The organism is Allorhizobium paknamense, assembly GCF_030815125.1.
GTDB lineage: Bacteria > Pseudomonadota > Alphaproteobacteria > Rhizobiales > Rhizobiaceae > Allorhizobium > Allorhizobium paknamense.
Genome location: NZ_JAUSWH010000008.1, coordinates 169,443 through 184,162 on the forward strand (window position 1 = coordinate 169,443; position 14,720 = coordinate 184,162).

The 14,720-nt window shown below is 57.8% G+C and carries 13 protein-coding genes; 6 read left to right on the plus strand and 7 right to left on the minus strand.

The features are described from left to right. Positions 1-32 precede the first annotated feature (32 nt). On the minus strand, positions 33-530 hold the full coding sequence (locus tag QO005_RS13900; protein ID WP_307158647.1) for a hypothetical protein: 498 nt from the start codon (positions 528-530) through the stop codon (positions 33-35). Between the two features lie 247 nt (positions 531-777). Here QO005_RS13900 and QO005_RS13905 point away from each other — a divergent pair, with 247 nt between their 5' ends. From QO005_RS13905 to QO005_RS13930, 6 genes are all read left to right on the plus strand, one after another. After that, a complete protein-coding gene (locus tag QO005_RS13905; RefSeq protein WP_307158693.1) occupies positions 778-1,641 on the plus strand; it encodes a MurR/RpiR family transcriptional regulator in 864 nt (287 codons plus the stop codon). A 25-nt stretch (positions 1,642-1,666) separates the two neighbouring features. Then, positions 1,667-3,583 carry a beta-N-acetylhexosaminidase gene (locus QO005_RS13910; protein ID WP_307158648.1) on the plus strand — a complete coding sequence of 639 codons (1,917 nt, stop codon included), beginning with the start codon at positions 1,667-1,669 and terminating at the stop codon, positions 3,581-3,583. Between the two features lie 15 nt (positions 3,584-3,598). Then, positions 3,599-5,041 carry a M81 family metallopeptidase gene (locus tag QO005_RS13915; protein WP_307158694.1) on the plus strand — a complete coding sequence of 481 codons (1,443 nt, stop codon included), beginning with the start codon at positions 3,599-3,601 and terminating at the stop codon, positions 5,039-5,041. An 83-nt stretch (positions 5,042-5,124) separates the two neighbouring features. Continuing rightward, positions 5,125-6,342, plus strand: coding sequence for an MFS transporter (locus tag QO005_RS13920; protein WP_307158649.1), 1,218 nt, complete (start codon positions 5,125-5,127; stop codon positions 6,340-6,342). 3 nt (positions 6,343-6,345) lie between these two features. After that, positions 6,346-7,116 (plus strand): copper homeostasis protein CutC, encoded by a 771-nt coding sequence (locus QO005_RS13925; protein WP_307158650.1) that lies wholly within the window; start codon positions 6,346-6,348, stop codon positions 7,114-7,116. A gap of 352 nt (positions 7,117-7,468) precedes the next feature. Next, complete coding sequence (locus tag QO005_RS13930; RefSeq protein WP_307158651.1) at positions 7,469-7,939, plus strand: chemotaxis protein CheW; 471 nt, start codon at positions 7,469-7,471, stop codon at positions 7,937-7,939. 77 nt (positions 7,940-8,016) lie between these two features. Here the strand turns inward: QO005_RS13930 and QO005_RS13935 are convergent, their stop codons facing one another. The 6 genes from QO005_RS13935 to QO005_RS13960 all read right to left on the minus strand — a co-directional run bounded on the left by QO005_RS13935 (position 8,017) and on the right by QO005_RS13960 (position 14,406). Next, complete coding sequence (locus QO005_RS13935; protein WP_307158652.1) at positions 8,017-8,400, minus strand: acyl-CoA thioesterase; 384 nt, start codon at positions 8,398-8,400, stop codon at positions 8,017-8,019. 295 nt (positions 8,401-8,695) lie between these two features. Continuing rightward, on the minus strand, positions 8,696-9,328 hold the full coding sequence (locus QO005_RS13940; RefSeq protein ID WP_307158653.1) for a TetR/AcrR family transcriptional regulator: 633 nt from the start codon (positions 9,326-9,328) through the stop codon (positions 8,696-8,698). A gap of 168 nt (positions 9,329-9,496) precedes the next feature. Continuing rightward, the gene (locus QO005_RS13945; protein WP_307158654.1) at positions 9,497-10,627 is read right to left on the minus strand and encodes a Gfo/Idh/MocA family protein; all 1,131 of its coding nucleotides are present in this window, start codon (positions 10,625-10,627) and stop codon (positions 9,497-9,499) included. 147 nt (positions 10,628-10,774) lie between these two features. Continuing rightward, positions 10,775-11,803, minus strand: a complete 1,029-nt coding sequence (locus tag QO005_RS13950) for an ABC transporter permease (RefSeq protein ID WP_307158655.1) — start codon at positions 11,801-11,803, stop codon at positions 10,775-10,777. 44 nt (positions 11,804-11,847) lie between these two features. After that, a complete protein-coding gene (locus QO005_RS13955; protein ID WP_307158656.1) occupies positions 11,848-13,386 on the minus strand; it encodes a sugar ABC transporter ATP-binding protein in 1,539 nt (512 codons plus the stop codon). Between the two features lie 90 nt (positions 13,387-13,476). After that, positions 13,477-14,406: a sugar ABC transporter substrate-binding protein gene (locus tag QO005_RS13960; RefSeq protein WP_307158657.1), complete on the minus strand. Its 930-nt coding sequence runs from the start codon at positions 14,404-14,406 to the stop codon at positions 13,477-13,479. Positions 14,407-14,720 lie beyond the last annotated feature (314 nt).

Sequence of the window (14,720 nt, forward strand, 5' to 3'; positions counted from 1 at the left end):
TGAAGTCTTGCCGGAGCCCGGATCCGGGCCTTTCAGGTGGATATGGAGCCCATGGAATAGGGCAGGTAGCCGGTAAAGCCGCTCAGCTTCCATCGACCTTGATGCAACCGGCAGGAATAAAGTGTTTGCCATTCCATGCTGTCGAAGGCGCCATCGGCGCGCCGGATGCCGCCCTTGAACCTCTTGCGGGCCAGGGCCGCGTCACCTTTGACATCAATCTCTTCAAGCGTGGTGGTATTGAAAATCGCGATACGCGGATCTTCCGCATAGCGCTTCGCCGCGAAGTCCTCCGCCTGACGAAGCCATTCCGCCCGATAGGCGGCAAGGGTTGGAAAAGCGAGTGTCCATTGTCCCGGATCGGCCTGATGATTGCCGCTGATGCCGTAAAATCCGTCTTCTATGAAGTCTCCCGCCACCACAGTCCAGTCTGCCGCCAGGAATGCATCGATATCGCGCGGCACCAGCATCTCCCAAATGGCATGACGCGCTGGATCATCCGGGCTGAAAGGGTTGTGAAAGGGATCGCGCATGGTCTGCGTCTTTCTAAATTAATTTCACTGATCCACCGAAATTCTGTAAAGAATTTGGTGGAAAGGCTGATTTGTCAATCGTGTATGAAAATAATTTGCATAAGATGGTGGCGATCAGGCGGTGCCATGCCGTGCGCGGTATGGCATTGGCGATGCGCCAATGGCTTTCCCCGATGATGGTCGATTGCAAGGTGAAAATGGACTGCGTAGCGTACGGGCCCGAACGCTTTGGGAGGCCTCTGCCATGATGGATATTTTCGCGACCCTGCAGGAGGACCGAGGACAATTTTCCGGTTCCGAGCAGCGCATTGCCGATGTGCTGCTGAACGATTTCGATTTCGCGGTCAAGGCATCGATCATCGAACTTGCTGGCCGCGCCAAGGTATCCCCACCCACCGTGACGCGCTTTTGCCGGCGATTGGGCTGCCGGAGTTTTGCCGATTTCAAGATCAATCTGGCGAAAACTGCCTATGTCGGATTGCGCTATCTGAACCCGGAAGCACGCAGCACCGAGCCCTTGGACGTTGCCGAGGATGTGGTGACAAAGGCGCAGAACGCTTTGTCGCTGATGCATCGGTCTCTCGATGCCGGTGTTCTGGAGCGGATGGCAGACAGGCTTTCGCGGGCGGAGATGATCTACGCCTTCGGGTCCGGCGGCAATTCCTCGATGATGATACAGGAATTGCAAAACCGTCTCTTCCGGCTGGGATCCCGTATTACCGTCTGCTCGGATCATGTGCTGCAATTGATGATGACGGCCGCAGCACAGACCAATGACGTGCTGTTCGGCTCCTCCTTTTCCGGGCGAAATCGAGAGCTTATCCGCTGCTTCGAACTGGCGCGGGAAAATGGCATCAGCACCATGGCGCTGACGCAAAACGGCAGCCCGCTTGCGTCAGTCGCTGAACTTGTGATCGGCATCGACTTGCCGGAAGGCAGCGACATCTACCGGCCAACCTCCACCCGGTTCGCCTATCTGGCGGTCATCGATATTCTGGCCAGTCTGGTGGCCTATCGAAACCGCAAGCTCTCCACCGTGACACTCCGGCACATCAAGCAGCAACTTGTCGAGCACCGCGATGGTGATGATCGGCAAAGTCTCGGGGACTAGAGAATGAATAGCAAAGGGGACATGCATGTCTGAAGCGCTGTTTCGGCTTGAAAATACCTGGCATCCGATAGAGGGAGACGAAGGCGGCGGGTTCGTTTTCGTGCTGGTCAATCTCTCGGACAAGGCTTTCTCCGGGTTCAAGCTGGCCTATACCTCGCTGACCCGTGTGAAAGCCGACCCCCGTTGTGAAAACGCTTCGTTTTTGCGCCGCCATGCGAATTTTCATCAGTTTGCCCCGCCTGAGGGTTTTGTGCTGGCGCCCGGCGCTTCCTGGCGCTTTACGGTGCGTGACCTCTGGCGTCCGGCGCACCATCGGACCGATGGGGCCAAATCCGCCTATGTGACATTCCAAGATGGCAGTCATGCCGCCGTCAGTGTCGATGATCTGCTGCTGGAGGGCTATTCCCCGCCAGCGCCTGCTCGGCTTCTGCCGGAGGGTGAGGTCAAGGAGTCGTTCTTTCTCCTTCCCTGGCCGGCCGAGATGACGCTGACGGCTGGGGAAAGCCTGCCCGCTGCGCTTTATCCGGTGGCGGGCACATTGGTGGATGATCTGAAGGCTCTTCAAGTGGTGAACGGGCTGCATCGGCGGCTGTTTTCCGCAGCGCCTGCGATCTTTGCCCTGACGCCACACAGCCATGGTTTACCCCTGGTTTTTCAATCCGAAACCCATTTGCAGGCCGATGCCTACCGGCTGACATTCGCAGAAGCGGTGGTGCTTGCCTATGGCGGCAGCGCTGGCCGCCAATATGGGTTGACGGCGCTGGCGCAATTGCTGCATGGCGCGCGGCAGGATGCGCGGTTCCGCTTCCCGGTCTCCGGCCATATTGCCGATCATCCGCGCTATGGCTGGCGAGGCTGCCATCTGGATGTGTCGCGCCAGTTCTATCCGGCTGGGGATGTTTCCCGTCTCATCGATATTCTGGCCTGGTTGAAGCTCAATGTTTTCCATTGGCACCTGACCGATGACGAGGCCTGGCGTCTGGAAATCAAGGCCTTTCCGCAATTGACGGAAATCGGTGCCTGCCGCGGGCCGGATGAACCGCTGCTGCCGCAACTGGGGAATGGCGCGGATCCGGTGCGCGGCTACTATACCCAGGAGGAGGTTCGCCATATCGTTGCCCATGCCGGGCGTCTTCATATCGATGTCGTGCCTGAGATCGACATTCCCGGCCATAGCACGGCGACGCTGGTGGCGCTGCCGGAGCTGACCGATGGACAGGAAGCTCCCGACAGCTATCGTTCGATCCAGGGCTATCCCAACAATGCGCTCAATCCGGCGGTCGAATGGACCTATACCTTTCTGGGGCAGGTCTTCGATGAAATGGTGCAACTCTTCCCGTCGAAAATCCTGCATGTCGGCGGCGACGAGGTGGCGGCCAATACCTGGATGGGATCGCCACTGGCGCTTGCCTCTATGGAAAAACATGGGCTGGATGGGACTTTCGGCCTGCAAAGCCATTTCATGAAGCGCGTGCAGGAGATGCTGCGCGCCCGTGGCAGGGAACTTGCGGGTTGGGACGAAGTGTCCCATGGCGGCGGCGTCGATCCCAATGGCACGGTGCTTATGGCCTGGCAAAAGCCGGAGGTGGGTCTCGATCTTGCACGCCAAGGTTATGACGTGGTGATGACACCCGGTCAGGCCTATTATCTGGACATGGTCCAGGACGATGCCTGGCAGGAGCCGGGTACGAGTTGGGCCGGCACCGTGCGGCCCGAGCACACCTACACCTATGAGGCTGTGGCGGAATTCCCGCCGGCGCTGAAGCCGAGACTGAGAGGCGTGCAGGCCTGCATCTGGTCGGAGCATTTCCTCAACCGTGATTACTTCAACCATCTGGTCTTTCCCCGCTTGCCCGCGATTGCGGAAGCGGCCTGGACACCGAAAGACCGGAAGGATTGGCTGCGTTTTGCTGCCCTGGCTCCGCTTTCTCCCCGTTATTGAGGTCTCTCCATGGCTTTGCGCATTGCTGTTGGCGGTATTCATACCGAGTGTTCCACATCGTCGCCGGTGCTGATGCATGCGGAGGATTTTCGGGTATTGCGCGGACCTTATCTTCTGGCGGCGGACTATTTCAGCTTTCTGCCGGAAGGGCAGGGGATCGATCTGTTTGCGCTTCTACATGCTCGTGCCGTGCCCGGTGGGCCGGTGGCACGGGAAACCTATGAGACATTCAAGCAGGAGTTCCTGCAGCGGCTCTCCGAGGCCTTGCCGCTCGACGGCCTATATCTTGCCATGCATGGCGCCATGAAGGTGGACGGCATGGACGATGCCGAAGGGGACTGGATTGCCGCCGCCCGCACCCTGGTGGGGCCAGATTGTGTTGTGGCAGCAAGCTACGACCTGCATGGCAATGTCACCCAGAGGATTATTGACCAGCTCGATATCTTCGCGGCCTATCGCACGGCACCGCATATCGATGTGCGGGAAACCATGCAGCGTGCCTGGTCGATGCTGTTGAAATCGCTTGAGAGTGGCGTGCGCCCGGGAGTGGTTTGGGCCCCCATCCCGGTGCTGATGCCGGGGGAGCGGAGCTCCACCGAGGATGAGCCCGCCCGCTCGCTCTATGCCGCCCTGCCGCGCCATGACCAGCGCGCCGGCATCTGGGATGCGAATATCATGGTGGGCTATGTCTGGGCGGATGAGCCGCGTGCCACGGCCTGCGCAGTGGTCACGGCCACCAACCGTGATGAGGCAGCAAAAATTGCGGCGGAACTTGCCGAGGCCTATTGGCAGGCACGCGCTGATTTTCGCTTCGGCCCGGTCACTGGCCCTCTGGAGGATATGCTGGACCTGGCTGAGAAGGCCGAGACACGACCCGTCATTCTCGCAGATTCCGGCGACAACCCAACTGGCGGCGGGGTAGGTGACAGGGCGGACGTGCTGAAGGCCCTGCTTGCTCGTGGCTTCGAAGGGGCGGTGCTGGGCGGGATCACCGACAGACCTGCGATAGAGGCCTGCTTTGCCGCAGGTGAAGGCGCGGAACTCAAGGTGAAGATCGGCGGCTCCCTTGATCCGAAAAGCCCGTCTATCGAAGCCACCGCGAAGGTCGTGCGTTTGGATGATCCGGGTGCGGCGTCGGACCGGCAGGCAGTGATCGCAATCGGTGGTGTGACGGTCATTCTGGCGGCCAAACGCAGGCCTTATCATAATATTGCCGATTTCACCCGCCACGGCATTGATCCGAAAACTGTGCGCCTGCTTGTCGTAAAGTCCGGCTATCTGTCTCCTGAATTGCAGCCCATTGCCAATCCCAATCTGATGGCCTTGACCGATGGGGTGATCAATCAGGATATCGAAGCTCTGCCGAACACAAGGCGGCGCCAGCCGATCTATCCTTTCACCCGGGATTTTTCCTTTGAACCGCGTCCGTTTGCCTCTGCCCGCTGGGCGGAGAAGTAGGCAGGCCGAGACTGACGATCCCTCTTCTTCAGACAACTCCCTTCCGCGGTCTTCGGCGGCGGAAGGATGCAAAGCCCCAGATCATGCTGTCCACCCTTTCGCTCATCGTGCGCAATCCCGGCATTCGGGTGAGCGCCATTGCCATTTTTTTCTTCGGGCTTTCGGGCGCGACGACATCACCTTACATGTCGATTATTGGTATCCATGAGCTTGGGCTGACGGATGCGCATTATTCGCTGCTGATTTTTGCTGCGTCCTGCGTCAATGTTGCCGCCAGTATTTTCGTCGGTATCGCTGCCGATCGCATGGGGCATTTTCGCCGTCCGATGATTTTGCTCAGCCTTTTCGGCGTCATCGGTTACGGCATTATTTTCCTCTTGCCGCGCGCCGGTATTTTTGTCGCGGCGGCACTGGTGCTGCTGCCGGTTTACAATGCGCTCAACTCACTGATCTTTGCCAATGTCCGGGCGGCCTCGCAGGGCATGGCGGTGCGGGACCTGATTGCCGTGAACTCCGGAGTGCGGGCTGTGATTTCCGCATCCTGGGTGCTTGTGCCGGGCATGGTGGGATTTCTGCTGGCGGGCAGCCCCAGCATGTTGCCTGCCTTTTTACTGGCAAGCTTCGGGGGGCTGATCTGCTGCCTGTTGTTCACCTTTGCCTTGCCAAAGGCCACAACGCAACGGACGAATGAAGCGCATTATGCGCTGTGGGCCTCACTGAGCAAGATCCTGTCGGCTACGCTGCTTCTGCGGGTTTTCGCGGTGGCGCTGATCTCCGCCACCATGCAGATGAGCGGTATTGTGCTGCCGCTGGTCATGACCGGGCCTGCCCATGGTACGACCGGGGATGTGGGCATTGTTGTTGGCATGATCGCCTTTCTTGAAATTCCCTTCATCGTCTTCTGGGGCGTGGTCGAGCGGCGAAGCTCCAGCATTTTCACGCTCGGCATGGGCGCACTGTTTTACTGCCTGTACCTGCTGCTGCTTGGTTTTGCGCATGCACCAGAGCATGTCTATCTGTTGACATTGCTGGCCGGGCTCGGTGCTGCTGCGATCATCTCCGTGCCGATCACCTATCTGCAAAACCTGATTGCCGATCGCGCCGGACTTGGCAGCTCGCTGATTGCCGTGAATGTTTTTCTGAGCGGCGGGTTAAGCTCGCTGCTGTTTGCCTTGGGAACGGCGATCAGCGATTATTCCGGAACGGCGAGGCTTGGGGCGCTCTCGGGCCTATGCGGTATTGCGCTGTTGCTGTGGCTTGATGGGCGGCAGGCAGCCCTCCCATGGGTAAAGAGGATATAGGGCATGGGGACAAGGGCAGGAAACTCGATACTGGAAGTGTGCGTCGATAGCGCCGAGGGACTGCTCGCGGCCGTTCAAGGCGGGGCGGATCGCATTGAGCTTTGCGCCGCGCTCGATTGCGGTGGATTGACACCAACGGTGGGGCTGATGCGGCTTGCCGCAAGGCAGCCCGTACCCTGTTTTGCAATGATTAGACCAAGAGCGGGAGACTTCGTGTTTTCGGCTGCAGATAAGGACGTCATGCTCGCCGACATCGAAGCCGTGCGTCAGCTAGGCCTTGCAGGCGTGGTGCTTGGTGCCTTGCAGCCAGACCGACGGCTGGATGAGCCCTTGCTGCGCGATATGATGATCGCAGCGCAGGGCCTGGGTACGACACTGCATCGCGCGTTCGATCTTGTACCGGATCTGTCGGAAGCGTTGGAAACCGCAATGTTTTTAGGGTTCGGGCGGATTTTGACCTCCGGCGGCAGGCAAGCGGCACCGGAGGCATTAGACGTCTTTGCCACATTGCAGGATAGGGCTAAAAACAAGATCGCGTTGATGCCGGGCGGAGGGATGAGGCCAGAGCATGTGCCCGCTTTTCATGCTTTGGGCATCCGGCAGTTTCACGCCTCTTGCCGGAAAAAGCTTGCGATTGTTGACGAGCTTGTTCGGTCGGGATTTGCCGCGCAATCGGCGGGCGAAACCAGCGTTGAGACCGTCACTGCTTTCCGCCAGGCGCTTTCGGTCGCGGATAATATCTCAAATTCGCAGAGCGGGAACGTGACGCTTTAACTTATGGATGATGAAGATTCACCAGTGAGGATGTTGCTTTTGCTTTCCTGTTGGAAGGCTTTGTCAGCCTCATGATTTTCCGGTGTTTTCCTTGGGATTTGCAGCCTTTATTTGTCCTTCGGATAATCTTCAATCCTTGGGGGGTTATAGTTTTCACGTTTCTAATTTTTTAAGGCTCTGTCGTTTATAGTGGGTATAGCGGTGAAGTGAATCCAGCGTGCCGCAGGATTGACCGGCTAAGGTTCGTTTCAGGACGCAGGTTTCCGTCTCGCGGCCCCGGCTGTACCGAAGCACCGAGACCGGACAGGAACTTTGAGATCGGCTTAACCGAGCCGCATATGGGAGATAGCAGATGACGTCTTTTGTTGGTCAGGCAGATGCGCTGGAAATCATCGCCTTCCGTCTTCATAATCAGGAATTCTGCGTCAAGACGACTTCGATCCGCGAAATTCGCGGCTGGGCGCCGGTGACGCCCATTCCGCATGCCCCTTATGAAGTCATCGGCGTGATGAACCTGCGCGGCACCGTGATCCCGATCGTGGATCTGGCCGTGAAGCTTGGCATGGCCAGCACTGAAGCCAGCGAGCGCAGCGCCATCGTCGTCACCGATGTCAATGGCATGACCATTGGCCTCCTGGTAGATGGCGTTTCGGATATTCTCACCGTTCCGGGCGACCGTCTTCAGCCGCTGCCGCAGGCCACCGGTCCGAGCGCTGCATTTTCCGATGGCATCATTGCCCAGGGGCAAAGCATGATCTGCTTCCTTAATCTGGAGCGCATGTTCGGTGCCGATGACCCATCCGAATGGGGCATGGTTGCCTGATCCATTTCAGATAACGTGACTTGAAAACCTTCAGCGAACTTAGGTTTGCTGAGGGTTTACCTGTTATTTGATGCCCATCAGGATGGATCGACGGCCCGTGGTTTCCCCTGTTCATCAAGGGCAACCATGATGAAATGCGCATCCGTCACCTTCTGGCGTTCCTGCGAATATTGCCGCCGAACCCAGCATTCTACGTAGAGGGTGAGTGAGGTGCGGCCGACCTGCGTGACGCTGGTATAGACGCAAAGCGTATCTCCCACCTTGACCGGTCGCTTGAAGCTCACTTCCTTGACTGCGGCGGTGACGGTGCGGCCTTTCGCGCGCTCCGCCGAGCGTATGCCTGCGGCGGCATCCATTTGTGCGAGAACCCAGCCGCCGAAAATATCGCCTGCCGGGTTTGTATCTGCGGGCATGGCCAATGTGCGCAGTGTCAGTTCGCCCTGCGGCTCTTCCAGGTTCATTCCTCTTACCTCGTGCACGGTACAGCAGCACCTTATACCAAGGCTCGAAGATGCTAACGCATCCTCGCCTTGAAGAAATTTCGAATATCTCAACTGCATCAGAGGCTTGAGATATTCGAAAAGGGAATATGAAGAGTCATTTTCAATGACTCTTCATATTATATCTGCGGCATAATGCCTTCAATTGTTTCCGATTTAAGGAATTATGCCGCGAACGGCGATGTTCGGCGGTTTAAACAGTTTGGGCCTGGATTGAAAAGAAAAACGTGGAAAGGAGCCTTTCGGGATGGGGGGGTCAGTCTCGCTTCAAAAACGCATTCAGCCGGTCAAGATAGGCGTCGAAAATCACCACCATATCCGTGCTCTGCGGAAAGCGGAGCCACAGCATTTGCAACCCGTCCATCATCGCGATGATTTCGCTGGCGAGAGATTGCGGATCGGTATCGTCACGAATTTCCTTTTCATCGATAGCTTGATGAATGGAGTGAGCGAGGCGATCCCGCAAATCCAGCGTTCGTTTGTGGAACCAGGCCTTGGCGGGGTGGTTTTCCAGCAGGCTCTCGGCATTCATCAGCGAAAATGCCCTGATGGTCTCCGGGATTTCGACATTGCGCCGGTTGATTTCCTTGAGAGCGGCCAGAAAATCATCCCAATGGGGTATCGGGTCCGGGACCAAATGAACGGTCGCCTGATCGCGCTTGTCCAGAACGGCCAGCAACAGCTCCACCTTTGTCGGAAAATAATGTGTCAATCCGGCAACCGAGAGGCCGACCTCCTCGGCGATCATGGTGAAGGATGTTGCGTGAAAGCCGTTCTTGAGAAACAGCCTGACGGAGGCTTCAAGGATGGCTTCCCGCCGCTCACACCCGGCCAGTTTCTTTTTGCTGCGCGGGCGGGTATTCGGGGAGGGAGATTTTTCTAAAGGCATGCGGAATCCTGAAACAGCTTACGTCATCAAAAGTGATGGCGTAACGCTGAATGATTCCCGTAACAGGAACAATGCGCGTTTCCGCTATGAGCCGAAGAAAGTCTGCCTTACCTCATCGGATTACCGGGTTTTTCCTCTGCAACTGGTGAAAATCAGGAAGGGTTATGGTTACGGCGTGACCCAGCATCGATCCTGGAAGGACCGTGCCATAGCGTGAATGCTGCGCTCGATCCGCAACCCATCCTCAAAACCGATGATATGCGCCGACTGCCCCTGAACTGCAGACAGAAGTTCCCTGCATTCGATGACTTTGAGGTCGTTGAAGCCAAGGCCGTGACCCGGGGCCGGGATGAAACGGCCATAGGGCGCATGCTGCGGACCGGCAAGAATGGTGCGGAAGCCTGCAGTTTCAGCAGGACCTTCAGCTTGATAAAGCTGAAACTCGTTCATCCGCTCCTGATCATAGAGAATAGACCCCTTCGAGCCGTAGATCTGCAGGGCAATGCGACCCTTTCTGCCCCAGGCGCTGCGGTTTGCGGCGAGAAGTGCCGAAATATTGCCTTCCAGTCGCATCAGGACGTTGGCAATGTCATGATTTTCCACTGCCCGCTGCCCACCCTCCTTCAAGGGCCGATGCTCGTAAGGCTTCGCCATGTCGCACGTCACGGCGGTGACGTGGCCGAAGAGCGTGAAGAGCAGCGACAGCGGATGCACCGCAAAATCGTCCAGCGCCCCATAGCCGGAACTCGCCTCGCTTTTCCAATAGAAAGGCTGGGCGGGATTGGCCATGAAATCCTCATCCATCTCCACGCGAACATGGTTGACGGCGCCGATTGCCCCTTGATCCAGAAGCGCCTTGATCTGCCGGATCAGCGGGTTCTGGATATAGTTATAGCCCATCGCGGCAACCCGGCCGGAGGCCTGAGCGGCGGCCAGCATGGCTTCCGCTTGCTCAAGCCGCGGTGCCATCGGCTTTTCACACCAGACATGCTTGCCAGCTTGAAGGGCGGCAATGGCCATTTCAGGATGAAAGGCGTTCGGCGTGGTGATGGAGATGACGTTGATATCGGGATTGGACAGAAGGTCCCGCCAGTTGGCTGTATGACTGGCGAAGCCGAATTCCCGCGCCTTCTGCTTTGCCAGATCGTCATTGATCTCGGCCAGCGCCACCAGCGACGGCTTTTCGATATCGCCAAACACGCTTGCCACGTTGTTCCAGGCCAGGGCGTGGCATTTTCCCATATAGCCGGTGCCGATCAGGCCAACACCCAGCGGCTTGCCATCATGAGCGGATGTCATCAGTCATTCCTTGAATTAGAGGGCGATGTCCAGGTGGCACAAGCGTTAGAGCGCTTTTCGATCTGATTGAATCAGATCGGCGCTCTAACGTTTTATTTTTGAAGCACAATCTTATCGATCCTCGTTTCACTCCGGCCGGATTGTGCCCTAACGGGTCTTGCGCTTCTTCTGCCGATGAACGTCGACCACCACAGCCGCAACGATGATCACGCCTTTGACGATCTCCTGGTAATAGGCGTCCACCCTGAGGAAGGTGAAGCCGGAGGTCATCACGCCAAGGATAATAGTGCCGATGACCGTGCCGGTAATGCGTCCGGCGCCACCTGTCAGCGACGTGCCGCCGATAACGGCTGCGGCAATCGCGTCCAGTTCATAGCCGACCCCCATGCCGGACTGAGCCGTCTGGGCGCGGGCTGCCGTCACGATACCGGCGAGACCTGCCAGCAGGCCTGCAATGGCATAGACCTTGACGAGATGCGCCTCGATATTGATGCCGGAGACCCTCGCGGCCTGCATATTGGCGCCGATGGCATAGGTGAACTTGCCATAGCGGGTGTAACGCAAGGCAATGTGGAAGATGATGGCAACGGTCAGGAAAACCACGACAGGCCAGGCGCCCGAGCCGATAAAATTGAAGCTGTCCGTCAAGCCGGAGATCGGTTGACCCTTGGTGTACCATTTTGCCAGACCGCGCGCGGAGACATACATGCCGAGCGTTGCAATGAAGGGCGGAATTTTGGTGCGCGCGATCAACTGGCCGTTGATAAAGCCCGCCAGCAGACCGACGGCAAGCCCCACCAGCATCGGCACGATGAAAGGCAGGTCGGTCAGCGAGGGGTAAAGCGCCCGTGTCCAGGTGGAGCTTTGGGCGAAACTGGCGGCGATCATGGCCGTCATACCCACCACGGAGCCCGATGAGAGGTCGATGCCGCCGGTGATGATGACTTGCGTAACGCCCACCGAGATGATGCCGATGACCGAGACTTGCAGGATCATGATGGTCAGGCGCTGCTGGTTCATCAGGAAGCTCTGGCCCACGAAGATCCAGCCCAATGCCTCGTAAAGCAGCGCAATGCCGATCAGCACCAGCAGAATGCTGGCTTCAGGCGGCATGCGGCGCTTGCGGTTTCTTTCCGTCCGCAGCGGGGTTGCTGATGTTGCAACATCGTTATTCATCGAATCCTCCCTGTCATTCCTGCCCTGATCCGCTTGGTGTTTCATCACCGCGAGGCGAGGTCCATGACCTTGATTTGTGTGGCTTCCGCCCGATCGAGAAAGCCGGTGACGCGGCCCTCATGCATGACCATCACCCGGTCGCTCATGCCCAGTACCTCCGGCATTTCGGAGGAGATCATCAGCACGGCGACGCCGTTTCGCGCCATCTCGCAGACCAGCCGGTGAATTTCTGCCTTTGCACCGACATCGATACCGCGCGTCGGCTCGTCGAGAATGAGAATGCGGGGATTGGTCAGCATCCAGCGACCGATCAGTACCTTCTGCTGATTGCCGCCGGAAAGGTTTTCGATCCGCTCGGACAGGTTGGGCGTCTTCACCCGCAGTTTACGCGCCATTTCCTCGCAATCGGCAGCAACCTGCGCTTCCTGCACAAAGCCGGATTTGACATATTTGTCATGCAAGACAGCGATCTGCATGTTTTCCAGAATGTCGAGAATGAGCAGGCAGCCCGTATCCTTGCGGTCCTCTGTCAGGAAAGCCATGCGGTTGCGGATGGCTTTGCCGGGTGTGTCGATGACCACCGGTTTGCCATCGATCTCGATGGAGCCGGAGGTTGCGGGCGTGACGCCGAACAGGGTTTCCGCAACATTGGAGCGGCCAGACCCCACGAGACCGGCCAGTCCAAGAATTTCACCGGCGCGAAGGTCGAAGGATACATCGCGGAAAACGCCGTCCAGCGTGAGGTTTTTCACGGAGAGAACGACATCGCCGATGGGGACTTCTTCCTTCGGAAACATCTGGGTGATTTCGCGTCCGACCATCATGCGGATGATGTCGTCGCGGGTGACATCGGAGGAAGCATGGGTGCCGATATATTTGCCGTCGCGGAAGACGGAAAATTCATCGGCAATCTCGAACAACTCGTTCATCTTGTGGGTAATGTAGACGATGCCGATGCCCTGGGCGCGGAGATCGCGAATAATGCGGAAGAGATGCTCGACTTCCCGCTCCGTCAGTGCGGAGGTGGGCTCGTCCATGATCAGGACATCGGATTCGTAAGAGACGGCCTTGGCGATTTCCACCATCTGGCGGTTCGCGACGGACAGTTCCCCAACGGTCATATCGGGGTCGAGGGAAATATTCAGCCGGTCGAACAGGGCGCTGGTGCGCCGATACATCTCCGCATGGTCCACGAAGCCGAAACGGGTCAGCGGTTCGCGGCGAATCCAGATGTTTTCGGCAATGGTCATGTAGGACATCAGGTTCAGTTCCTGATGGATCATGGCAATGCCGTTTTCCAGCGCATCGAGGGGGGATTTCAGCTGTATATCCATGCCCTTGAGCTGCACGGTGCCGCTATCGGGCTGATAGATGCCGGCGAGGATTTTCATCAGGGTGGACTTGCCAGCACCGTTTTCACCCATCAGGGCATGAACGGTGCCGCGCTTCAGGCGGAAGGTAACGTCATCAAGAGCAACAACACCCGGAAATTCCTTGCGGACCCCTTCCGCCGTCAGCAAAAATTCGCTGTTGGGAACAGCGCCGCTCTTGCGGACAGCCGCCATCGTTGTCGGACTGACCATGTGTTCCTCCCGTTAGATAAGATCATCAGCCGGGACTCCACCTGTCCGGCTGTGTCATGGAGGGACGTTTCAGCCCCTCCATCTGCTCTCTTAGTTCTTGTTCTGGTACTTGCTCAGATTGGCAGGCGTGACCAGTTCGAACGGAATGTTGACATTGCGCTCGACCTTTTCGCCCTTGGCCAGCTTGACCGCTGCGTCCACTGCACCCTTGCCCTGGCCAACGGCGTTCTGGAAGACGGTGACATCGAGGTCGCCGGCCGACATGGAGGCCAGTGCATCCTGCGTGGCATCGACCCCGGCGACAACGACGGAATTCATCGGCTTGCCAGCGGCCTTGAGGGCCTGAATAGCGCCAATGGCCATTTCGTCATTATTGGAAATCACGGCATCGAACTGAAGACCGGCGGAAAGCCAGTTGGTCACAAGGTCGGCGCCCTGGGTGCGCGACCAGTTCGCCGTCTGCTCTTCAACGATTTTCAGGCCCGCGCAATCACCCTTGCCAGCCAGATCCTTCACAGCCTGGGTACGAACGCGAGCAGCCTGGTTCGACAGTTCGCCCATCATGATCACGGCATTGCCCTTGCCCTTCAGCAGGCGGCAAACTTCCTGGGTTTCAAGCGTTCCTGCCTGATGCTCGTCGGAGCCGACAAAAGCCTGCTTTTCTGGCAGCTGGTTGAGATTGGCAGGCTGACGGTTTACGAAAATCAGCGGCACACCTGCATCGGCGGCAATCTTCGACATGGCGGCCGTCGCATCGGTATCCACCGGGTTGACGATGATGGCATCCACACCAGCGGCCACGAAATTCTGGATCTGGCTCTGCTGCTTGGCAACGTCGTTCTGCGCGTCTTCGATCTGCAGGGAAACGCCCTTCAGGGTCTTCGAATAATCCTGCATGCCGTTGCGCAGGACCGTCAGGAAATTATCGTCGAACAGCGCCATGGAGACGCCAATCGTTTCCGCATGCGCTACGCCCGACAGCATGAGAGAAACGGCTGCGCCCAAAATAAGCTTTCTCATTGAATCCTCCTCGGCGGGTGTCCGGCGCACCCCCAGAAATGCTGGAACCGGCCGCTCCCCAGCCGGTGGCCACCCCCGCAACCCCGTGGACCTGAGTCGCGCGGAATAAAAGAACCGTATTGCTTCGGTGGCGGATAATTTATTCCATTTTCTGCTGCGGTCGTCAATGGGGATTCCCGAAATGCCAGAGGAAATGACCGCAAATTGATAGTTCTCAAGCAATGAAATGGAATGTTCATTCCATTTCTGGCTTTCAGCTTTGAGAATGGGGGAATGAGGCTGAAAAAAAAAGAGCACCGCGCGGGGGTGCGCGG

Excerpts from the sequence above, each read along its gene's own strand:
- QO005_RS13960 (WP_307158657.1), bottom strand. The coding sequence starts at position 14,406 with ATGAGAAAGCTTATTTTGGGCGCAGCCGTTTCTCTCATGCTGTCGGGC.
- QO005_RS13920 (WP_307158649.1), top strand. The coding sequence starts at position 5,125 with ATGCTGTCCACCCTTTCGCTCATCGTGCGCAATCCCGGCATTCGGGTG.
- QO005_RS13930 (WP_307158651.1), top strand. The coding sequence starts at position 7,469 with ATGACGTCTTTTGTTGGTCAGGCAGATGCGCTGGAAATCATCGCCTTC.
- QO005_RS13910 (WP_307158648.1), top strand. The coding sequence starts at position 1,667 with ATGTCTGAAGCGCTGTTTCGGCTTGAAAATACCTGGCATCCGATAGAG.
- QO005_RS13940 (WP_307158653.1), bottom strand. The coding sequence starts at position 9,328 with ATGCCTTTAGAAAAATCTCCCTCCCCGAATACCCGCCCGCGCAGCAAA.
- QO005_RS13925 (WP_307158650.1), top strand. The coding sequence starts at position 6,346 with ATGGGGACAAGGGCAGGAAACTCGATACTGGAAGTGTGCGTCGATAGC.
- QO005_RS13945 (WP_307158654.1), bottom strand. The coding sequence starts at position 10,627 with ATGACATCCGCTCATGATGGCAAGCCGCTGGGTGTTGGCCTGATCGGC.
- QO005_RS13955 (WP_307158656.1), bottom strand. The coding sequence starts at position 13,386 with ATGGTCAGTCCGACAACGATGGCGGCTGTCCGCAAGAGCGGCGCTGTT.
- QO005_RS13950 (WP_307158655.1), bottom strand. The coding sequence starts at position 11,803 with ATGAATAACGATGTTGCAACATCAGCAACCCCGCTGCGGACGGAAAGA.
- QO005_RS13905 (WP_307158693.1), top strand. The coding sequence starts at position 778 with ATGGATATTTTCGCGACCCTGCAGGAGGACCGAGGACAATTTTCCGGT.
- QO005_RS13900 (WP_307158647.1), bottom strand. The coding sequence starts at position 530 with ATGCGCGATCCCTTTCACAACCCTTTCAGCCCGGATGATCCAGCGCGT.
- QO005_RS13935 (WP_307158652.1), bottom strand. The coding sequence starts at position 8,400 with ATGAACCTGGAAGAGCCGCAGGGCGAACTGACACTGCGCACATTGGCC.